This window comes from Curtobacterium sp. L1-20, from assembly GCF_048755855.1.
GTDB lineage: Bacteria > Actinomycetota > Actinomycetes > Actinomycetales > Microbacteriaceae > Curtobacterium.
In genome coordinates, this window is the sequence record NZ_CP151473.1 from 388,391 (window position 1) to 408,672 (window position 20,282).

A 20,282-nucleotide genomic window follows, 5' to 3' on the forward strand; every position below is an offset into this window, starting at 1 on the left:
GCCCACGGTCCGGGGCACAAGTGCCATCGAACCTACGCAGGTCGACCGCGGTGCCCGAGCCAACCGGGTTCCTTCGGACGCGTTCAGGGAGGGTCAGGCCGGGCGGAAACCCCCGGTCAGCGGGGTGCGCCACGCTTCGCCTGGGAGAACGGTAACGATCACGAGCACTCGTCGGCTACGCGGGGAGATCGCGAAGCCCGGACTGCTCGGCGATCTCGACCAGCCGCTCCCGCCACTCGACCCACTCGTCGGCGGTCTTCACGGCGAGGTTGCCGTCCCCGTCACCGGCCAGCCCGTCGAGCATCTCGCGCACGATGTCGGCGTGCCCGGCGTGCCGTGCGGTCTCGTAGGCCATGTGCACCAGGACCCGGTGCAGGGTGACGTCGCGGTGCCCCTCGGGCCACCAGGCGACGACCCCGCGGGCGTCGAGGTCCAGCGCCTCGATGGTCGCGTCGGCGTGCGCGGCGCTGCGGCGGTGGAACGCCACGACGTCGTCCAGGGTCTCGTCGGCGCTCGCGTACATGTCGTCGCCCGCGTCGGAGTCGAGCCAGGCGGGCGCGTCCGGCAACGGCCGCCCGAACACCTCGCCGAAGTAGCCCGCCTGCACGCCGGCGACGTGCTTGACGAGGCCGAGCACGTTCGTCCCGGTGGGGGTCACCGGCCACCGGGCCTGCCGCTCGGCGAGACCGTCGAGCTTGGCGAGCAGGGCGGCGCGGTGCTTCTGCAGGTACCGGTGCAGCGTCTGCTTCACCACCGCCGCGTCGGTCGTCGGGGCCGTCCCCTCGTCGGACAGGAGTGACCCGCCGACCGCGGCGATCGGCGGCACGGACGACGACGGTGCCGTCGGTGCGGGGTGGACCTCGGGGACCGGGTCGGCGCTGCTCATGCCCTCGATCGTGCCACCGCTCGCTCGCGGATGCGCTCCGCCTCGTGCACGGCGACGCGTTCCGCCGTCAGCAGGAGCCCGGCGACGTCGCCCGCGGTGCGCGCCGGCGAGTCGTTCCAGCTGGTCAGGTCGCGGACACGGCCCATGCGCACGTCGGGCGCGGGGCACCAGAGCACGGGCTGCCCCTCCTCGGCTGCGAGCGCGTGCCACACCAGGTCGAGCGCGCGCTGGACCTTCTGCGAGTGCACGGCGTGCGGGCCCCCGGCGGCGGAGACGACGGACCCGACGAGGCACGCGGCGACGAGGGGCCGACCCTGCACGTCCATCGCGGCGGCACTGGAGGCCTTGCGCATCCGACCGTGTTCGTCGACGTAGGCGAACCACGCGTGCTGGATCCACCCCCGCTCGATCACGCTGCGGGCGTCGGTGAGCAGACGCTCGAGGTCGTCGAGCTCCTGCAGACGGGCCTCCACCCGACGGACGCGTGCCGCGTCACGCCGGGCGGCGATGCGGTCGAGGAGTCCCCGGAGGCCGGAGCGGGCGGGTACGGACGGGAGTGGAGCGGCGTCGGTGGCGACGTCGTGCTGGACGCGGAACTCGAGGGTCATGACGGCCCCTCCGATCTTCACGTGCACGGATTGGTGCGGTCACGATAGCCCCGGGCGGAGTCAGTCGTCCAGCACTGCGTCGATCCCCCTGCGGGCCACCGCACGGACGGTGCGGTCGTCGGACAGGTGCAGGGCCGAGCCGATGGACACGGCCCAGCCACGCCCACGCTCCCAGGTGTCGTCGTCGACCGCGAGCCGCGCGCGGAAGACGCGCCGTGCCTCGCGGTCGAGCGTCAGCCACGCGGTCGCGAGGTCGACCGCGGGGTCCCCCGCGGTCACGTCGCCGAAGTCCACGATCGCCGACAGGCGGGTGTCGCCCGACGGCGTCTCGGCGAACAGCACGTTGAAGGGGTGCAGGTCGCCGTGCACCCAGACGGGAGGCCCGGCGTACGCGGGCAGGGCGGCTGCGGTCCGCCAGACCGTCGCCAGCTCACGGGCCCGGGGCACGTCCTCGGTGTCGAGTCGCGTCAGCACCGCGGCACTCCTCGTGGTCAGGGGGACGGCCCGGACCGGGTTCGCCGGGGCGTCGGCCGGCGCGGGGACGTTCAGGAGGTCGACGAACGCGGCGAGCGCCTCGGCGACGTGCACCCCTCCGACGCGGTCGCCGGCGGGACTCCCCGGGAGCCAGCGGACGACGCTCCACGACCACGGGTACCCGAGCGCGGGCCGTCCGGTGCGGACCGGGTCCGGTACCGGGACGATCGGCGCCACACGGCGGGCGATCTCGGGCAGCCAGCGCTGCTCGTGCTCGATGAGCACGGCGGCGGCGGACCGCCGTGGGAGCCGGACCGCGAGCAGGTCGCCGAGCCGGACGAGCACGTTGTCCCAGCCGTTCGCGGCGATCGCCAGCGGCAGGTCGGCCAGGTCGGGGTGCTGGTCCCGGAGCAGGGCGCGGACGAGGTGCTCGTCGACGTCGAACTCGGCTGCTGGGGTGGCCACCGGGTCAGGGTAGTGCCGGCCGGTCCCCCGCGCCCGACCGCGCTCCGGCACCCGTGAACGGGGGCCGGAGGCGGATCGGGGCTCTTGGTATCCTCACAGGGAACGGTGACGTGGGTGTCCGTGGGGGGACCCGCGTCGCGTCGGTTCCCGCTCGGTCAGGGCCGGGCGGTCCGGACTTCCCCGGCGGCGGACCCGCGGTCACCGGGTCCTCCCCGGCGGCCTGTCGTACGGTTCCCGCATGGACGGATGGCGGAACCCTGCGCGCTGGGCCCGGACGGGTCGGTGGCTCCTGCTGCCGATCGCCGTCCTCGACTGGGTGGCCCTGGCGCCGCAGACCGTCGTGGTGCTGGCCTTCCTCGTCGCGGTCGTCGGCCTCGCCGGGATGGCGGCGGCCCTCGTCGCGCACATGCTCCGCCGGTCGCGCGGCGCGATGGCGGGACTCGGGGTCGTCCTGCTGCTCGGCGGCCTCGCCGTGTTCGGTCTCGACCCGTTCCCGGGGTCCTTCCCGCTCATCGACGACTGGTGGCCCGGTTCGATCACGCAGCCGCAGGTCGTCGGGAGCGCCTACTGGCAGCTCCTCGGGCTCGGTGTCGAGCTCGCGGGCGTCGGACTCCTCGCCACACTGCTCGTCGTCTCGATGACGACGAGGCCCACCCGCCGGTAGTCGCCAGCGGCGCGCGGACCGCTCAGCGCCGCGTGAGGACCAGGAGCGTGCCGTGCGTCGCCGTCGCGCGGACGTGCTCGACCAGGGCGGCGGCGTCGCCGGCCGTCCTGGCGGCTGCGAGCAGGCCGTCGATGCCGTCCGTGTCCGCGAGCAGGGCGTCGGTGCAGAGCAGCAGGCGGTCGCCGGGGGCGAGGTCGAGCGACCCGGGCGTCCGCGGGGCGCCGGACGGCTGGAGGCCGATCGGCAGGTCGAGCGACCGCAGCGCGGTGGAGCCGCCGTCCGCCCGCAAGAGCACCGCCAGGCCGTGGCCGGCATCGGCGTACTCGGCGTGCCCCGTCGCCGGGTCGAGGCGCAGGTGGACGAGCGACGCCACGGTGTCCGCGGTGGACAGGTCGGTGGCGACCTGCGCCTCCACCTCGGCGATCGCGACGGCCAGCGGCACGTCGGTCCGCGCGACCACCGCTGACCGGACGGTCGCCGCGAGGAGCGCCGCGGCGCGACCGGCGGACGGCACCGTCCCGACGGTCAGGTGGAGCCGACCGTCGGCGGCGACGCGCCAGTCGGCGACGTCGCCGACGTCGGCGCTCGGCAGCGACAGCACGGCGAGGTCGTGGCCGGGGACGACGACGGGCTCGGGCACGAGGCCGCCGAGCACCCGGCGGACCCGGTCGTCCTCGATCGAGTGACCGAGTTCCCGTTCCGCCCAGCGCGCGAGGTCCCGGAGCAGGCCGATGTCCTCCGCCGACAGGGTGCGGGGCTCGGCGTCCATGATGCAGAGCGTGCCCACACGGGTGCCGTCGAGCATCGACAGCGGTGCGCCCGCGTAGAACCGGATGCCCTGCTCGGTGACCGACGCCATCCCGGCGAAGCGCGGGTCCGCGGCGGCGTCGGGCACGACGAGCGGCTCGTCGGTCAGCACGGTCGTCGAGCAGAAGACCTCGCTCGCCGGCGCGCTCGCGCCCTGGTTCCAGCCCTGCGTCGACTGCGCGGTGACGACGTCGTCGTGGACGAGGTTGAGGAAGCTCAGCGGGACGCCGAAGGCCTCCTGCGTCATCCGGGTGATGCGGTCGAACCGTTCCTCCGGGCCGGTGCCGAGCACGCCGAGCGCCTCGATCACGGCGGACCGGTGGGCGGCGGCGTCCTCGAGTCGGGTCACTCCCCCTGTCTACCCGCCCCGGCGTCGAGGAACCAGTCCCGCGGGTGGGGGTCGGCGGTCAGGCCGCGTCGTGCGGACACGGGCGTCGCCCACTGCGCCGCGTTCGACAGCACCCGCTGGATGTCGGGGTGGTGGTACACCGGGTACTCCTGGTCGCCTGGCGAGAAGTAGAACACCCGGCCGAGCCCGCGACGGTAGGCGACACCCGACCGGAACACCTCGCCGCCGGCGAACGTCGACAGGAAGACCTCCTCGTCGGGGCGCGGGATGTCGAAGTACTCGCCGTACATCTCCTGGCGGTCGATGACGATGGGGTGCGGGACCCCGGCGGCGATCGGGTGCTCCGGGGAGACGGTCCACACCAGCTCGCGCTCGCCGTCGTTGCGCCACTTCAGCGAGCACGTCGTGCCCATCAGCCGCGTGAACGGCTTCGAGTAGTGGCCGGAGTGCAGCACCACGAGGCCCATGCCGGCGTGCACGTGACGGACCACGCGGTCGACCACCGCGTCCGACACCTGGTCGTGGGCGACGTGCCCCCACCAGAAGAGCACGTCGGTGGCGGCGAGCCGCTCCTCGGCGAGGCCGTGGTCCTCGTCCTGCAGGGTGGCGGTGGTGACGTGCGCGTCGGGGCCGAGCCGCGCCTCCAGGCCGTCGGCCACCGCGCGGTGGATCCCGTCCGGGTAGTGCTCCAGCACCACGGCGTCGCCGCGGGACTCGTGGACGTTCTCGTTCCACACCACGATGTTCAGGGGCCGGTTCTCGGTCGTCGTCGACATGCCCTCGACGCTACCGGGTGTTTCTCCGGAGCGGTCCGTCACCATGTCGGCATGACGCCACGCTCCCTGTTCCGCGCCGCAGCGGTCGCCGAACTCGTGACCTGGACCCTGCTCATCGCCGGGATGGTGGTGAAGTACGGGCTCGACGCGGGTGACTGGGGCGTGCGCATCGGTGGCGGCGTGCACGGGTTCGTGTTCCTGGCGTACCTCGTGGTGACCACGGTCGTCGCGGTGAACCAGCGCTGGTCGGTCGGAGCGCTCGTGCTCGGCTGGGCGAGTGCCGTCGTGCCCTACGCCACGGTGCCGTTCGAGGTCGCGGTCGCCCGACGCGGCATGCTCGACGGGCCGTGGCGCCGCTCCCCCGACATCGGCGCGCGGACGGGCGTCCTGGACGGCCTGCTCTTCTTCGTGGTGCGCCGGCCGGCGGTGTCCGCCGCCGTCGGGGTCGTGGCCGTCGCCCTCGTCTTCGGCGCGTTGCTGGTGATCGGGCCGCCCGTCCCGTCCCGCGCCTGAGCGGGACGGGAGGAACGGACCGGAGGCGCGGTGCCAGTTGGCACCGCGCCTCCGGTTCGTCACTGGTCCGGCTGGTTACAGGGCTGCGAGCACCTGGTTGAAGGTGGCGGACGGGCGCATCACGGCGCTCGTCTTCGCGTCGTCGGGTCGGTAGTACCCGCCGATGTCCGCCGGGTGCCCCTGGACGGCGACGAGTTCGTCGACGATCGTCTGCTCCTGCTCGGCGAGCGAACCGGCGATCTCCGCGAAGGCCGCGGCCAGCTCGGTGTCCTCGGTCTGCGATGCGAGCTCCTCGGCCCAGTACTTCGCCAGAAAGAAGTGGCTGCCGCGGTTGTCGATCGACCCGAGCTTGCGACCAGGGGACTTGTCCTGCTCGAGGAACGTCCCGGTGGCGCGGTCCAGCGTCTCGCCGAGGATCCGCGCCCGCGCGTTGCCGGTCACGCCCGCGAGGTGCTCGAGGCTGACCGCCAGCGCGAGGAACTCGCCGAGGCTGTCCCAGCGCAGGTAGTTCTGCTGCACCAGCTGCTGCACGTGCTTCGGCGCGGAACCGCCGGCACCGGTCTCGAACAGGCCGCCGCCGCCGAGGAGCGGGACCACGGAGAGCATCTTCGCCGAGGTGCCGAGCTCCATGATCGGGAACAGGTCGGTCAGGTAGTCGCGGAGGACGTTGCCCGTGACCGAGATGGTGTCCTCACCGCGGCGGATGCGCTCCAGCGAGAAGCGCATGGCGTCCTCGGGGGTCATGACCTCGATCTGCAGCCCGTCGGTGTCGTGCTCGCCGAGGTACGTGCGCACGAGCCCGATGAGGTTCGCGTCGTGCGCACGCGACTCGTCGAGCCAGAACACGGCGGGCGAGCCCGTCGCACGGGCGCGCGTCACGGCGAGCTTCACCCAGTCGCGGATCGCGACGTCCTTGGTCTGGCAGGCCCGCCAGATGTCGCCGGCCTCGACCTCGTGCTCGATGACCGTCTCGCCGCCGCTGGTGACGACGCGGACGTGGCCGGCACCGGGGACCTCGAAGGTCTTGTCGTGCGAGCCGTACTCCTCGGCCTTCTGCGCCATCAGGCCGACGTTCGGGACCGAGCCCATGGTCGCCGGGTCGAAGGCGCCGTTCGCGCGGCAGTCCTCGATGACGACCTGGTAGATGCCGGCGTAGCTCGAGTCCGGGATGACCGCGAGGGTGTCGTGCTCCTCGCCGTCCGGACCCCACATGTGGCCGGAGGTGCGGATCATCGCGGGCATCGAGGCGTCGACGATGACGTCGCTCGGAACGTGCAGGTTGGTGATGCCCTTGTCCGAGTCGACCATCGCGAGGTCGGGGCCCTCGTCGATGCCCTGCTCGAACGCCTGCTTGATCGCAGCGCCGTTCGGCACCGCGTCGAGGCCCGCCAGGACCGAGCCGAGCCCGTCGTTCGGGTTGAGCCCGGCGGCGGCGAGGTCGGCTCCGAAGCGCTCGAAGACGCTCGGGAAGAACGCGCGGATGACGTGGCCGAAGATGATCGGGTCGGAGACCTTCATCATGGTGGCCTTGAGGTGCACCGAGAACAGCACGCCCTGCGCCTTCGCGGCGGCGATCTGCTCCGTCAGGAACGCCTCGAGCGCACGGACGTGCAGCACGGTGCCGTCGATGACCTCGCCCGCGAGGACCGGGACCGACTGCTTGAGGACGGTGGTCTCGCCGTCCGTGCCGACGAACTCGATCGTGAGGACGTCGTCCGACGGCGCGATCCAGGACCGCTCGTTGGAACGGAAGTCGTCGACGCCCATCGTGACGACGTTGGTCCGCGAGTCGGCGCTCCAAGCACCCATGCGGTGCGGGTGCTTGCGGGCGTAGTTCTTCACGGACAGCGGGGCGCGACGGTCGGAGTTGCCCTCGCGGAGCACCGGGTTCACGGCGCTGCCCATCGTCCGGCCGTAGCGGGCGCGGGTGTCGCGCTCCTCGTCGGTCGACGGCTCGTCCGGGTAGTCGGGCAGGTCGTAGCCCTGCGTCTGGAGTTCCTTGATCGCGGCCTTGAGCTGCGGGATGGACGCCGAGATGTTCGGCAGCTTGATGATGTTCGCCTCGGGGGTGCCCGCGAGCGCACCGAGCTCGGCGAGGGCGTCGTCCAGGCGCTGCTCGGCGGTGAGCCGCTCCGGGAACTGGGCGATGATCCGGCCGGAGAGCGAGATGTCGCGGGTCTCGACGTCGACACCTGCGGTGCCGGCGAAGGCCTGGATGACCGGGAGGAAGGAGTGGGTGGCGAGGAACGGCGCCTCGTCCGTGAGGGTGTAGATGATCTTGGCCATGCTGGCGGGTACTCCCTTGTTCGACCGTCGGTACGTCCACGGTACTCGTGGCGCAGGATGTCTCGACATCAAGATACATCGCCGGCTCGAGCGCGTCGGTGCCACCCTGGGACCGTGATCGATCACTTCCTCGTCGTCGGCGTCGTCGCCGTGGTCGCCATCGCCGGAGCGGCGGTGCTCGGACCGCGCATCGGGGTCGCGGCACCGCTCGTGCTCGTGGTCGTCGGCATCGTGGCGAGCCTCGTGCCGTGGATCCCGGACGCCGAGATCGACCCCGAGTGGATCCTCGCCGGGGTCCTGCCACCGCTGCTCTACTCGTCGGCGGTGTCGATGCCGTCGATGAACTTCCGGCGGGAGTTCGGCGCGATCAGCGGGTTGTCGGTGCTGCTCGTCATCGCGTCGAGCCTCGTGCTCGGCCTGTTCTTCGCGTGGGCGCTGCCCGGCCTCGGCTTTTGGTGGGGCATCGCCCTCGGGGCCATCGTCAGTCCGACCGACGCCGTGGCGACCTCGATCGTGAAGCAGACGTCGGTGTCCCGCCGCGCGATCTCGATCCTCGACGGCGAGTCCCTGCTCAACGACGCGACCGCGCTCGTGCTGCTGCGGACCGCGATCGCCGCCGCGGCGGCGTCGTTCTCGTTCTGGGGCGCGCTCGGCGACTTCGCGCGGGCCGTGGCGATCGCCGTGGTGATCGGGTGGTTCGTCGGTTGGCTGAACGTGCGGGTCCGGGCCCGGGTGCCCGGCGCCGCGGTCGGTACCGCGCTCTCGTTCGCGGTGCCCTTCGCCGCCGCCGTGCCGACCGAGCTGCTGCACGGCTCCGGCCTCGTCGCGGCCGTCGTCGCCGGGTTGTTCACCGGCATCGTCGGCCCGCGCAGGCTGTCGCCGAGCCAGCGGCTGTCGGACGCGCAGAACTGGCAGACCATCGAACTCGTGCTCGAGGGAGCCGTGTTCCTGACGATGGGGCTCCAGCTCGCCGGGATCCTCCGCGACGTGCACGAGGACCACACCGGCATCGGCCCGGCGCTCCTCGTCGCCGTCGCAGCCCTCGTCCTGACCGTCCTCGTCCGCGCCGCGTACGTCGTCCCGCTCCTGCTCGCCCTCGCCGCCGGGGCGAAGCGGGGCGAACGGATGCAGTCCCGCTTGGCGGACGTGCACGCCGGCGACCGCGACGCGATGAGCGAGGTCATCCGCGAGCACCGACCCCGGGGCCGGGCGCCGTCCGAACGGGAGCTCGACCGGTTCGCGATCCGGGTGCGCCGGACCCTGGCCGACATCGCGTACTACACGTCGGCGCCGCTCGGCTGGCGCGAGGGGACCACGGTCATCTGGGCCGGCATGCGGGGTGCCGTGACCGTCGCCGCGGCCCAGTCGCTGCCGGACCACACGCCGCAGAAGCCCCTGCTGGTGTTCATCGCCTTCGCGGTCGCCCTGCTCTCGCTCGTGGTCCAGGGCAGCACGATCGGGCCGCTCGTCCGCCGGATCGCCGCGCCCGCTCCGGACACCGACGCGAAGGACGTCGACGAGCGGCAACGGCTGCTCGAGCTCATGCGGTCGGCAGCGGGACGCATCCCCGCCGCCGACGACGACGGGCCACGGACGACCGAGGACCTGCGGGCCGCCGACCCCGGCGAACTCCGTGCGTGGATGGGCCGCGAGAAGGCCCGCCGACTGGCGGTGCTCGAGGCCCAGCGTGCCGCGATCCTGGACGCCCGCGACGACGGGACCTTCGACGCCGAGGTGCTCGAGTCGATGCTCCGGAACCTCGACGCCGAGCAGATCGCCCTCGAACTCCGGGGGGCTCCGGGCCGCTGAGCCGTGGGGCGTCCCCCGCGCTGCGGGCTGCGGGCTGCGGGCGCGGGCCCGACCCGGGCTGCGGGGTGCGCGGGCCGTCAGTGGCCGATGGTCAGCCGGAAGACCCGGACGCCTGCGGCCCGCAGCCCGGCCACACCCACCCGCATCCGGGCACCGCGGAAGGGCCGACGGAACCCCGAGGCGTGCGAGGCGACGCCGATCTGGTGCAGCACCTCGGAGGTCAGGGTCCGCTCGACCTTCGGCGCGAGCCGGGTCACTCCCGACACCGTCACGACGACCTGCACGGCGTTCGGCGCGAGCAAGGGCTCGATCAGCTCGGCGGCCTCCTGCGCGCGGTGGAACGCCGGGTCGTCACCGGGCCGGCGGATCGCGATCACCGCGAGCTCGGCACGGCCCGTCTCGCCGGGATCCGGCACGTCGTCCACGCCGACGACCCGCATCCTCGAGGCGTCGACCCCCGCCCGCACGGCCGCCGCGCGGAGCACCGGCAGCAGGTCCTGGGTACCCGCGAGCACGACCTCGACGGTCCGCAGGTCGACGGGTTCGTGCCGTTCACGCGGCGCTCGGGCCATGGTCGGGGTCCTCTCCGCTCGCTCACCGGCGACACTACCGACGCCCACGGGAGCGGGTCCGGACCGCTCCCGTCCGTCAGCACCCTCCCAGCACGGTTGGTAACGAGAAGATCACGAAAGGACCTGTACAAAGCGACAGAGTCGTGCAGAATGGTGGGCGGCCATGACGACACCACGCGAATCCGACCAGCACCCGGGGACCCCGGTGGTGCACCTGTCCCGTCGCGCAGCCCTCGAGGCCGAGCGTGCCGCCGCGCGGAAGCCCGCGCGCCGCGAGCGCCCGGCGAAGGTCGTCCGGACCGTCGGGCGCGAGCGCCCCGCCACGGTCGTCCGCGCCGCCGAGCCGACGGTCGGAGCCCCGACGCGTGTGGGCCGCACGGCGGTCACCCCGGGTCGGCAGCGGAGCGCGGAACCGGCGCGGGCCGGACGACGCGCCACCACCGCGCGGGTCGTCACCGAGCACGGCGTGCACGGCGGCCCGGACGCCAGGATCCAACGCGTCGTCCGCCGCCCGGCCGCCGTCACGCCCGTGCCGCGCCCGTCCCGCCCCTCGCGGCCGCAGCGGGCCACGCGCATCACCCTGACGAGTGCGCTCGCGGCCCTCGCGATGTTCGCCGCGTCCGCGATGCCGGCACACGCCAGCGCCGGCACCTCGATGGCGACCTCGACCCTCGCGCCCACGGTGCGGACGCAGGACTACGCCGTCACCGAGGCCATCTCGGCCAGCGCCCTCGACCGCGACGAGTTCACCGTCGGTGGCGGCGCGTCCGGCACCCCGGGGACGGCCGTCTCCTCCGGCGGCGAGGTCCGGTCGCCCTTCCCCGGACCGGTCCGGATGAGCTCCGGCTTCGGGTACCGCGCTGCGCCGTGCGGGGCGTGCTCGTCGCTCCACCAGGGCCTCGACTTCAACCCCGGCATGGGCGCGCCGATCGGAGCCGTCGCCGCCGGCACCGTGCGCGTCTCCGGCACCTACTTCTCGTACGGCAACGCGGTCATCATCGACCACGTCGTGGACGGCCGCCAGGTCTCGACGCTCTACGGGCACATGATCCCGGGCTCCTCGCCGCTCAAGGTCGGCGACACCGTCGAGGCGGGCCAGTTCGTCGGCAAGGTCGGTTCCTCCGGGGTCTCCACCGGCGCACACCTGCACCTCGAGGTCCTGATGGACGGCGTGACGCCCATCGACCCCGAGGCCTGGCTCGAAGCGCGCATCGGGCGTTCCCTCACCACCTGATCAGCTTGCCTGTGCACACTCACAGGCATGGACGACTGTCACAGACCGCCCGCCCGTCGCCGATCTGACCGGACCGCCCGCTGATGGGCGCCGACACCTGGATCGCCTTCGGGCTCGTCATCCTCTTCGTGCTCGTCGGTGGTGTCTTCGCCGCCGCCGAGATCGCCCTCGTCTCCCTGCGTGAGTCCCAGCTGCAGCAGCTCGAACGCCGCGGGGCACGGGGTGTACGGGTCGCGGAACTCGGCCGCGACCCGAACCGCTTCCTCGCCGCCGTGCAGATCGGCGTGACCGTCGCCGGGTTCTTCTCGGCGGCCTACGGCGCATCGACCATCGCACCCGACGTCGCTCCGCTGCTGACCGGCGTCGGGCTCGGCCAGGGCGCCTCCGAGGCCGTGGCCCTGGTGCTGATGACCCTCGTCGTCGCCTACCTGTCGCTCGTGTTCGGCGAACTCGTGCCGAAACGGCTCGCGCTGCAGCGGGCCGAGGGCTTCTCGATGGCCGTCGCCCCGACGCTCGACCGCTTCGCGACCCTGATGCGCCCGGTCATCTGGCTGCTGTCGAGGTCGACCGACGCCGTCGTCCGACTGCTCGGCGGCGATCCGGACGCACGGAGCGAGTCGATGAGCACCGAGGAGCTCCGCGGCCTCGTCGAGGACCACGACGCGATCGACGCCCAGGGCCGTCGCATCGCCCGGAGTGCCCTCGACGCGGGCGACCGCATCCTCCGCGAGTCCATGCGCCCCTGGTTCGACGTGTCGACCATCGCCGCCGACACCCCCCTCCGAGACGCCACGGACCACGCCATCGACGAGGGGCACACGCGCTACCTGGTCACCGGCGGCTCGCGCGACGACGTCGTGGGCTTCGTGCACCTGCGCGACCTGCTGCGCCCCGCCGACCCCGCCGCGGCCGTCGCCACGGTCGCCCGGCCGGTGCTCGCGATGCCCGAGACGAAGTCGCTGTCGAGCGCGATCGCGGACATGCGCACCGAGGGGCACCAGATCGCCCTCGTCGTCGACGAGTACGGCGGCAGCGCCGGCATGGTGACGCTCGAGGCCCTGCTCGAGGACCTCGTCGGCCGCATCCGCGACGAGTACGACGAGCCCACCGCCGAGAGCGACGGCGTCGACGGCGCCACCGTCCTCGAGGACCTGGTCGCCGACGGCGGTCCCGTCCTGCCGGACGGCGACTACGAGACGGTCGGCGGCCTGGTGCAGTTCCACCTCGACCGCGTCCCACGGGTCGGCGACGTCGTCGAAACGGGTGACCACCGGCTCGAAGTGACCGCCATGGACGGTCACCGCGTTGCCCGCGTGCGCATCGCGGCGAACGTGACCGTCTAGGGCCGGGAGGCGCGGGGCGCCACCGCCCCGCGCCTCCCGACTGACGACCGCACCCGACGTGGACCGGGGCCGGGCCCGGCGAGCCGGGTACCGCTGGTGCCTGCCGCGCTCCCCGCCGCGGCACGTACGCTCGAGGCATGGGTATCGACGTGCGCAACGAGATCCGCGACTTCCTGTCCTCGAGGCGGGCGCGACTCAGCCCCGAGCAGGTGGGCATGCCCTCGTTCGGCGGCGGGATCCGACGGGTCCCGGGGCTGCGACGGCACGAGGTCGCCATGCTCGCCGGCGTCAGCGTCGACTACTACACGCGGCTCGAGCGGGGCTCGCTGAAGGGCGTCTCGGACAGCGTGCTCGACGGCCTGGCGAGTGCACTGCAGCTCGACGAGGACGAACGCGTGCACCTCTGGGACCTCGCCCGCCTCGCGAACGCCGGCGTCAAGGACATGCACCGCAACGTCCCGACCCGGGTGCGCCCGGGTGTGCAGCGGCTGCTCGACGCCATCACCGGAGCGCCCGCCTGGGTGCGCAACGAGCGTGGCGACGTCGTCGCGACGAACGAGCTCGGCCACGCGCTGTACTCGCCGATGTTCGCCGGCCCCGGCCGTCCGGTGAACACCGCACGCTTCACCTTCCTCGACCCGGCGGCGAAGGAGTTCTTCCCCGACTGGGCGCAGACGGCCCGCGACGCTGTGGCGATCCTGCGCGCCGCGGCGGTGTCGAACCCGTGCGAGCCGGGCCTCGTCACGCTCGTGGGCGAGCTGTCCACGCGCAGCGAGGAGTTCCGGACCTGGTGGGCCGCGCACGACGTCCGGGTCCACCGGACCGGGAAGAAGCGGATCGTGCACCCGATCGTCGGCGAGCTGCGGCTGGACTACGAGGCGCTCGAGCTCGTCGGTGACCCGGGGCTCGTGATGTTCTCGTACTCGGCCGAGCCGGGCAGCGAGTCCGAGCGTTCCCTGTCCCTGCTCGGGTCCTGGGCGGCGACGGAGCGGGCGGAGCACGACGCCGAGCGCCGCCGGGCCGAGGCCGACCGGCAGGCGGAGTCGGTCGACTGACGTCGCCGCAGAGCCGAGTCGGTCGACCTCGGTCGGCCGACTGGCCGTGGTGGCCTGCCCGTGGTCAGGACGCGGGTGACGCCTGGGCGGGATCGTCGGGGTCGTCCGTGTCGTCGAACAGGTCCGGGTGCTGCAGCCGCTCGATGCGGAGCACACGCTCCTGCGCGGACAGGCGCAGCACGCGGATCGCCGCGAACACCAGCACGATGAGCGCGACGGTCAGCACCGCCAACGCCACGAAGAACGCGATGTACAGGACACTGACGACGGCGAATCCCCCGGATACCATGCGCCGACCGTAACAGCCTGACGCGCGCGCCAGGGCGCCCGGCTCCGCGTGGTCCGAGCGGGCGGCGTCCGTAGGGTGGGGACGTGACGACGACGGACGAGGCGAGCGAGCACCGCAGGTACCGCCGCGCGGAGCCCGCCTTCGCACGGGCGGTCGGGCGAGCCCTCGGCGACGCCCGCTCGGTGCTGCAGGTCGCCACCGACGCCCGCACGCCCCGGTACGCGCCGGACGACCGCGCGGTCACGACGATCGGCTCCCCCGATGCGCCGCTGCCGTTCACGGACGACGCCTTCGACGCTGCCGTGTCGGCCTTCTCCCTGCCCGACCGGGACGACCTCGAGTCGGGCATCACCGAGCTGCGCCGGGTGACCCGCGGCCCGGTCGTCCTGCTGGTGTCCGACCCCGAACGGCTGGCGCACTCCTGGTTGGCCGAGTACGCCCCGGAGGTCGTCGCCGCCGAGGCACGTCGGCACCCACCGCTCGACCGGGTCGTCGCCGCCCTCGAGGGCGCGTCGGTCGCCTGCACGCCCGTCCCGATCCCGTTCACCTGCGTCGACGGGTTCTCGGAGGCGTACTACGCGCGACCGGAGCGCCTCCTCGACGCCGGTGCCCGCCGTGCGGATCCGGCGTGGGGCCTCGTGGACGAGCTGACCGCGCGGCGGTCGGTGGCGGCGTTGCGCACGGCGATCGAGTCCGGCGACTGGGACCGTCGGCACGGTGCGCTCCGCGTGCGGCCGAGCCACGAGGGTTCGGTGGTCCTGGTCGTCGCCGAGCCGACCGCTTGACACGGCGTCGTAGGCTGGTCCGGTGAGCTTCCAGGAGGTGGTCGGCGCTCGTTTCGCCGACATCAGGGCGTGACGCCCCGGGTCGCACCGTTCGGTGCGGCCGCCGTCACCGAACCCTGAACCCTCCGCCCGGCGCGGCGCTGTCCTGCGCCCCGGGCCCTGAACGAGAGCACACCATGCTGCCCATCAGCGAGAAGACCCTCCGCACGTCCTTCGTCAACGCCTCCCGCAAGGAGGTCGGCGACCTCACACTCCCCACCGGCTTCGACACCGTCGACTGGGACGCCCTCGACTACCTCGGCTGGCGCGACCCGAAGATCGGTCGACGCGCGTACGCCGTCGTGCCGACCCTCGACGGTGGCCTCGTCGGCATCCTCTTCCGGCAGGCCGAGGCGTCCTCGCGCGCACGGGCGCAGTGCTCCTGGTGCCAGGACGTCAAGCTGCCCAACGACGTGGTGTTCTACAGCGCCAAGCGGTCGGGCCCGGCCGGACGGAACGGGAACACCGTGGGGACGCTCGTCTGCCAGGACTTCCAGTGCTCCCGGAACGTGCGGAAGCTGCCGCCGCCGGCGTACGAGGGCCACGACGTGGAAGCTGCTCGGGCCCGACGCATCGAGGACCTGCAGCTCCGGGCGGCTTCGTTCGCAGCCGAGGTGTGAGCAGCGCGGGCTCGTGTTCGGGCGCTGCCGCGAGCGCGGGCGCTGCCGCAACCGGTCGGAAACGTCGGTGAAACCGGCGTTCCGTAGCGTGACCGCATGGAACTGCGCGACTTCGACCACGCAACGGCGACCGACGCGGCGGCGACCGCCCGCGGATGGGCGGACGTCGGCCCGTGGGTGGACGCCCTCGTCGACGGACGCCCCTACGGGTCGGTGTCGGCCCTCCTCGACCGCGCACGATCACTCGCGGAGCCCTGGGGCGCTCCCGAACTCGACGCGGCACTCGCGCAGCACCCGCGGATCGGCGACCGCGCAACCGACGCGTCCTCGTCCCGGGAGCAGTCGTCGATGCGCACGGCGCACGAGGACGTCGCCGCCGCGATCGCCGCCGGCAACGCGGAGTACGAGCACCGGTTCGGTCGCGTGTTCCTCGTCCGGGCAGCCGGACGCTCGCCCGAGGAGCTGCTCGGGGAACTCCAGCGCCGACTCGGCAACGAACCCGCAGCCGAGACCGCCGAGGCCGCAGCAGCCCTCGCTGACATCGCGGTCCACCGGATCCGAGCGACGTTCGGGGTCGCCCAGCTCACCACGCACGTGCTCGACGCCACGCACGGCACGCCCGCAGCAGGGATCGACCTCGTGCTGAGCACGGTCGACGGTACGGTCCTGGCCACGGCGACGACCGGTCCTGACGGGCGTGCGGCACTCGGCCCGGACGTCCTGCCGCGCGGCGACCTGCAGCTCCGGTTCGACACGGGCGCCCACCACCGCGCAGCGGGCGTCCCGTCGTTCCATCCGTTCGTGGTCGTCGCCTTCACGGTGAGCGGGACGGACCACCTGCACGTGCCCCTGCTCCTCAGTCCCTTCGCGTACAGCACGTACCGCGGGAGTTGAGCGGCCACCCTCCTAGCCATCGTGTATTCCCCTATGGGCATGCATGGCCGAACGGGCGAATCAGCGCGGTCGCGGCGCATGCCGACCGCGGCATTCCGCCCGCTCGCGCCCGCGACGGAGTGTCCGTCGCGGTATCCGACCAGGGCCATCCGCGCGCGAAGACACCCGCGTCCCGCGTCACCCTGCCGCGAGCGGGCGCAAACACGTGGTGCGAGCAGCGACCTACCCCGCGGTTCCGCCCGCTCGGCGCGCACGGGCAAGGGGCGCAGCGGGCAGCGCGGCGAGCGGGCGGGAATGCGGGGTGCGCGCGCATGCCGACTGCGGCAATCTGCCCGCTCGCGCCGGAAGGGGGCGGCGCGGAGAGGGAGGGCGTGCGCGCGGACATCTCCGCGGACGACGGGAAGCCCGTGGCGCGTCCGCCGCGGGCCTCCGACGTTCGGCAGTCGGGTCAGCGACCGATGCTGGACATGTCCGGGTAGCGGTCGCCCGTCGGTACCGGGAGCGCCGACAGCCGGGCGATCTGGTCCTCGCTGAGCGTGAGGTCCGCCGCGCCGACGTTCTCCTCGAGACGCGACACCCGCTTCGTCCCGGGGATCGGCACGATGTCGTCGCCCTGGGCCAGGAGCCACGCGAGCGACACCTGCGCCGGGGTCCCGCCGGCCTCGGTGGCGATCTCCTTGACGGCCTCGACGATGCGCATGTTCTGCTCGAACGCCTCCTGCTGGAAGCGCGGGTTGGCCCGGCGGAAGTCGTCGGAGTCGAGGTCGGACGGCTTCGTGATGGCACCGGTGAGGAACCCGCGGCCGAGCGGCGAGTACGGCACGAACCCGATGCCGAGCTCGCGGGTCGTGTCGAGGACGTCGCCCTCGGGGTCGCGCGTCCACAACGAGTACTCGGTCTGCAGCGCCGTGATCGGGTGGACCGCGTGGGCCTTCCGGATCGTGGCGGCGCTCGCCTCGGAGAGACCGATGTGGCGGATCTTGCCCTCCTGCACGAAGCCGGCGAGCTGCCCGACGACGTCCTCGATCGGGACGGCCGGGTCGACGCGGTGCTGGTAGTAGAGGTCGATGTGGTCGGTGCCCAGGCGGCGGAGGGAGCCCTCGAGCGCCTCGCGGACGGACTCGGGGGCGGAGCTGATGCCGCGGCCGGTGGCGGGGGTCTCCTCGCCGGCGGTGTGGGTGATCAGGCCGAACTTCGTCGCGATGACGACGTCGTCACGACGGTCCGCGAGGGCCCGACGGAGGAGGTCCTCGTTCGTGTACGGGCCGTACGCCTCAGCGGTGTCGAACAGGGTGACGCCGAGGTCGATCGCGCGGTGGATGGTGCGGATCGACTCGTCGTCGTCGGTGCCGGCGCCCGTGTAGAAGGCGCTCATGCCCATGGTTCCGAGGCCGATGGGTCCGACCTCGAGGTCTGCGAGCTTGCGTGTCTGCATGCTGCAGGTCTACTCCGGGTGCACGGGTTGGAGGGAGGCACTGACCGTGCCGGTCAGACACGTGCCCCGTTTGGTGCGGATCCTCCAAGGTCTCGCCCTGGCGACGGCGACGCTGGTGTGATCGGCGGGTGAACCTGTACTTCCGGCTGTTCCTGCTGCAGTTGCGCGTCCGCCTCCGTCCGGCGGTGTCCGGCCGTCGACCGGCGCTCTGGGACGAGGTGCGCACGCCGTTCCGGGTGGTGGTCACCGACCTCGATCCACTGCGGCACGTGAACAACGGGAAGTACCTCTCGATGCTCGACCTCGGGCGGCTCGACCTCATGCTGCGGTCCGGCTTCTGGGGCGAGATCGCCGAGCGCGGCTGGTACCCGGTCGTCTCCGCGCAGACGATCACCTACAAGCGGTCGCTGACGCTCGGGCAACGGATCGAGCTCGTCACCCGCGTGCTCGGTCTGGACGACCGGGCGGCGTACCTCGAGCAGACCTTCGTGCGGCACGGGACCGTGGTCGCCCGGGCCGTCGTGCAGGCGCGCTTCCTGCGGAAGACCGGCGGCACCGTCCCGCCGTCGGAGCTGCTCGCGGCCGCGGGGGAGCCCGGGCACGACCTGACGGTCCCGGAGTGGGTGCGCGAGTGGGCCGGCGCGACGCGCATCAGCAGCTCCGCCGCCTGACTGCCCCACACCGTCCAGGCGCCCCTGGCCGGTCGACCACCGGATCTCACCCGTGCGGCGGACGGCGACCCGCGCGTGGCGGCGTAGACAGGTCTGGTGAGCGAACACCGACCCGACCGGCGGACCCCCGTGACGACCCGGCGTGTGCTGATCGCCGGGGGAGTCGGACTCGGCATCGCCGGCGTGCTCGCGGCGTGCAGCCGTGCCGAGCCGTCGCCGTCCCCGTCCGCCACCGGCCCGGCCACCGGGACACCCGGACCGACGGGCAGCCCGACGGCGTCGGCGACGCCCGGCGGCCCCGACTCGTGGGACGCCCTCGCCGCGGCGGTCTCCGGTCGCCTGCTGCGCTCCGGGTCGGACGGGTGGGACCGCGCACGACTCGTCGAGAACCCGCGGTACGACGACGCTGATCCCCAGGGCATCCTGCGGGTCGCCGGCACGGCGGACGTGCAGGCAGGACTGGCGTTCGCGCGGAACACGCACACGCCGGTCGCCCTCCGGGCCGGCGGGCACTCCTACACGGGCTGGTCCGCGGGCGGCGCGAGCGGGACCGACGTCCCCCGGTCGCTCGTGATCAGCACCCAGGACCTCGACGGGGTCGAGCTCCACGACGACCACACCGTGACCGTCGGACCGGGGGCGCAGCTCGCCGACGTGTACGCCACGCTCGCGAAGGCCGGGCGCGCGATCGGCTCGGGCTCGTGCCCGACCGTGGGCATCGGCGGGATCACCCTCGGCGGCGGGGTCGGCGTGCTCGTCCGGTCGTTCGGCCTGACGTGCGACCAGCTCACCGGCGTCACGCTCGTCACGCCGGACGGCTCCGTGCACGAGGTCTCGTCGAGCGCCGAACCGGACCTGTTCTGGGCCTGCCGCGGCGGCGGGGGCGGGACCGTCGGCGTCGTGACCGCACTCACCTACCGGACCCAGCCGGCGCCTCCCGTCCTGCTCTTCCGCATCACGTTCCCGTGGTCCGCCGCCGCTGCCGTGGTGCGCGCCTGGCAGGACTGGGCGCCCACCGCCGACCGGCAGCTCTGGTCCACGCTGAAACTGCTGAACGGCTCGCGGCACACCGCCCCGACCGTCACCGTGACCGGCGTCTGGACGGGCGCGAAGACCGGGGCGGACGCCTCGGTGGACGGCTTCGTCCGTGCGACGGGCGCGACACCGCTCGCCCACACCGCCCAGGAGCTCACCTACGGGGCGGCGATGGCGGCACTCGCCGGGACACCGCAGCGCGTGTCGCAGGCAGCGACGTCGTCCGTCGGCACGGCGAAGCTCACCGACGCCCAGATCGACACGCTCGTGCAGCATGCCCGCGCGGCGGGTGACGTCGACGGCAACCGGGAGGGCGGCGTCGCACTGGACGCCCTGGGCGGCGCCGTCGCCGAGATCGGACGGACGGACACGGCGTTCCCGTGGCGGTCTGCCCTGATGACCGTGCAGTACACCGCGGTCTTCGCGGACGGTGCGGACCCGGCGCCCTTCGACGCGTACGTCCGGCGCTTCCGGGCGGCGATGCGGCCGGCGTGGGGCGACGCGGCCTACGCGAACTACTGCGACGCTGCCGTCACGGAGCCGTCGGACTACTTCGACGTGAACACCTCGCGGCTGCACCGGATCGCGGAGCAGGCGGACCCGACCGGGATGCTGGCGCAGCCGCACTGGGTCTGAGCGGCGCGGGGCCGCCGAGATCGCACTTCCGGCCGGG

Annotated in this window: 20 protein-coding genes; 11 read left to right on the forward strand and 9 right to left on the reverse strand. The window is 73.3% G+C overall.

Going from position 1 to position 20,282, the window contains the following annotated elements:
* Positions 1-175: 175 nt before the first annotated feature.
* Genes AAEP86_RS03310 through AAEP86_RS03320 form a run of 3 tightly spaced genes read right to left on the reverse strand, consistent with a single transcriptional unit; the run spans position 176 to position 2,433 of the window.
* Complete coding sequence (locus AAEP86_RS03310; RefSeq protein ID WP_420369125.1) at positions 176-886, reverse strand: DinB family protein; 711 nt, start codon at positions 884-886, stop codon at positions 176-178.
* Complete coding sequence (locus AAEP86_RS03315) at positions 883-1,494, reverse strand: DUF6197 family protein (RefSeq protein WP_420369126.1); 612 nt, start codon at positions 1,492-1,494, stop codon at positions 883-885. The genes AAEP86_RS03310 and AAEP86_RS03315 overlap by 4 nt, the downstream gene beginning before the upstream one ends.
* Before the next feature lie 60 nt (positions 1,495-1,554).
* On the reverse strand, positions 1,555-2,433 hold the full coding sequence (locus tag AAEP86_RS03320; protein WP_420369127.1) for an aminoglycoside phosphotransferase family protein: 879 nt from the start codon (positions 2,431-2,433) through the stop codon (positions 1,555-1,557).
* Between the two features lie 238 nt (positions 2,434-2,671).
* On the opposite strand from AAEP86_RS03320, the gene AAEP86_RS03325 reads away from it, so the two are divergent.
* Positions 2,672-3,097, forward strand: coding sequence for a hypothetical protein (locus AAEP86_RS03325; protein WP_420369128.1), 426 nt, complete (start codon positions 2,672-2,674; stop codon positions 3,095-3,097).
* A gap of 22 nt (positions 3,098-3,119) precedes the next feature.
* Here the strand turns inward: AAEP86_RS03325 and AAEP86_RS03330 are convergent, their stop codons facing one another.
* Positions 3,120-4,253, reverse strand: a complete 1,134-nt coding sequence (locus AAEP86_RS03330) for a PP2C family protein-serine/threonine phosphatase (RefSeq protein WP_420369129.1) — start codon at positions 4,251-4,253, stop codon at positions 3,120-3,122.
* Positions 4,250-5,029, reverse strand: a complete 780-nt coding sequence (locus tag AAEP86_RS03335) for a ThuA domain-containing protein (protein ID WP_420369130.1) — start codon at positions 5,027-5,029, stop codon at positions 4,250-4,252. The genes AAEP86_RS03330 and AAEP86_RS03335 overlap by 4 nt, the downstream gene beginning before the upstream one ends.
* A gap of 51 nt (positions 5,030-5,080) precedes the next feature.
* Between AAEP86_RS03335 and AAEP86_RS03340 the strand changes: the two genes are divergently transcribed.
* Entirely contained in the window at positions 5,081-5,542 is a 462-nt protein-coding gene (locus AAEP86_RS03340; protein ID WP_420369131.1) for a DUF3817 domain-containing protein, read from the forward strand.
* 75 nt (positions 5,543-5,617) lie between these two features.
* Here the strand turns inward: AAEP86_RS03340 and AAEP86_RS03345 are convergent, their stop codons facing one another.
* Complete coding sequence (locus AAEP86_RS03345) at positions 5,618-7,828, reverse strand: NADP-dependent isocitrate dehydrogenase (RefSeq protein WP_420369132.1); 2,211 nt, start codon at positions 7,826-7,828, stop codon at positions 5,618-5,620.
* Positions 7,829-7,942: 114 nt separating this feature from the next.
* On the opposite strand from AAEP86_RS03345, the gene AAEP86_RS03350 reads away from it, so the two are divergent.
* Positions 7,943-9,637, forward strand: coding sequence for a cation:proton antiporter (locus tag AAEP86_RS03350; RefSeq protein ID WP_420369133.1), 1,695 nt, complete (start codon positions 7,943-7,945; stop codon positions 9,635-9,637).
* Between the two features lie 77 nt (positions 9,638-9,714).
* Here the strand turns inward: AAEP86_RS03350 and AAEP86_RS03355 are convergent, their stop codons facing one another.
* Entirely contained in the window at positions 9,715-10,209 is a 495-nt protein-coding gene (locus tag AAEP86_RS03355) for a hypothetical protein (protein ID WP_420369134.1), read from the reverse strand.
* Positions 10,210-10,372: 163 nt separating this feature from the next.
* Between AAEP86_RS03355 and AAEP86_RS03360 the strand changes: the two genes are divergently transcribed.
* The 3 genes from AAEP86_RS03360 to AAEP86_RS03370 all read left to right on the forward strand — a co-directional run bounded on the left by AAEP86_RS03360 (position 10,373) and on the right by AAEP86_RS03370 (position 13,841).
* The gene (locus AAEP86_RS03360; protein WP_420369135.1) at positions 10,373-11,443 is read left to right on the forward strand and encodes a M23 family metallopeptidase; all 1,071 of its coding nucleotides are present in this window, start codon (positions 10,373-10,375) and stop codon (positions 11,441-11,443) included.
* Positions 11,444-11,526: 83 nt separating this feature from the next.
* Complete coding sequence (locus tag AAEP86_RS03365) at positions 11,527-12,786, forward strand: hemolysin family protein (protein WP_420369136.1); 1,260 nt, start codon at positions 11,527-11,529, stop codon at positions 12,784-12,786.
* A gap of 137 nt (positions 12,787-12,923) precedes the next feature.
* On the forward strand, positions 12,924-13,841 hold the full coding sequence (locus AAEP86_RS03370; RefSeq protein WP_420369137.1) for a helix-turn-helix transcriptional regulator: 918 nt from the start codon (positions 12,924-12,926) through the stop codon (positions 13,839-13,841).
* 64 nt (positions 13,842-13,905) lie between these two features.
* Here AAEP86_RS03370 and AAEP86_RS03375 read toward each other — a convergent pair whose 3' ends face one another.
* Entirely contained in the window at positions 13,906-14,130 is a 225-nt protein-coding gene (locus AAEP86_RS03375; RefSeq protein ID WP_420369138.1) for a hypothetical protein, read from the reverse strand.
* 83 nt (positions 14,131-14,213) lie between these two features.
* Here AAEP86_RS03375 and AAEP86_RS03380 point away from each other — a divergent pair, with 83 nt between their 5' ends.
* The 3 genes from AAEP86_RS03380 to uraD all read left to right on the forward strand — a co-directional run bounded on the left by AAEP86_RS03380 (position 14,214) and on the right by uraD (position 16,468).
* A complete protein-coding gene (locus tag AAEP86_RS03380; protein WP_420369139.1) occupies positions 14,214-14,915 on the forward strand; it encodes an SAM-dependent methyltransferase in 702 nt (233 codons plus the stop codon).
* 176 nt (positions 14,916-15,091) lie between these two features.
* Complete coding sequence (locus AAEP86_RS03385; RefSeq protein WP_420369140.1) at positions 15,092-15,574, forward strand: FBP domain-containing protein; 483 nt, start codon at positions 15,092-15,094, stop codon at positions 15,572-15,574.
* 96 nt (positions 15,575-15,670) lie between these two features.
* Entirely contained in the window at positions 15,671-16,468 is a 798-nt protein-coding gene (gene uraD / locus AAEP86_RS03390) for a 2-oxo-4-hydroxy-4-carboxy-5-ureidoimidazoline decarboxylase (RefSeq protein WP_420369141.1), read from the forward strand.
* 448 nt (positions 16,469-16,916) lie between these two features.
* Here uraD and AAEP86_RS03395 read toward each other — a convergent pair whose 3' ends face one another.
* On the reverse strand, positions 16,917-17,903 hold the full coding sequence (locus tag AAEP86_RS03395) for an aldo/keto reductase (protein WP_420369142.1): 987 nt from the start codon (positions 17,901-17,903) through the stop codon (positions 16,917-16,919).
* 128 nt (positions 17,904-18,031) lie between these two features.
* On the opposite strand from AAEP86_RS03395, the gene AAEP86_RS03400 reads away from it, so the two are divergent.
* Together AAEP86_RS03400 and AAEP86_RS03405 are read left to right on the forward strand one after the other, a co-directional pair.
* Positions 18,032-18,574 carry an acyl-CoA thioesterase gene (locus AAEP86_RS03400; protein WP_420369143.1) on the forward strand — a complete coding sequence of 181 codons (543 nt, stop codon included), beginning with the start codon at positions 18,032-18,034 and terminating at the stop codon, positions 18,572-18,574.
* 96 nt (positions 18,575-18,670) lie between these two features.
* Positions 18,671-20,245, forward strand: coding sequence for an FAD-binding oxidoreductase (locus AAEP86_RS03405; RefSeq protein ID WP_420369144.1), 1,575 nt, complete (start codon positions 18,671-18,673; stop codon positions 20,243-20,245).
* Positions 20,246-20,282 lie beyond the last annotated feature (37 nt).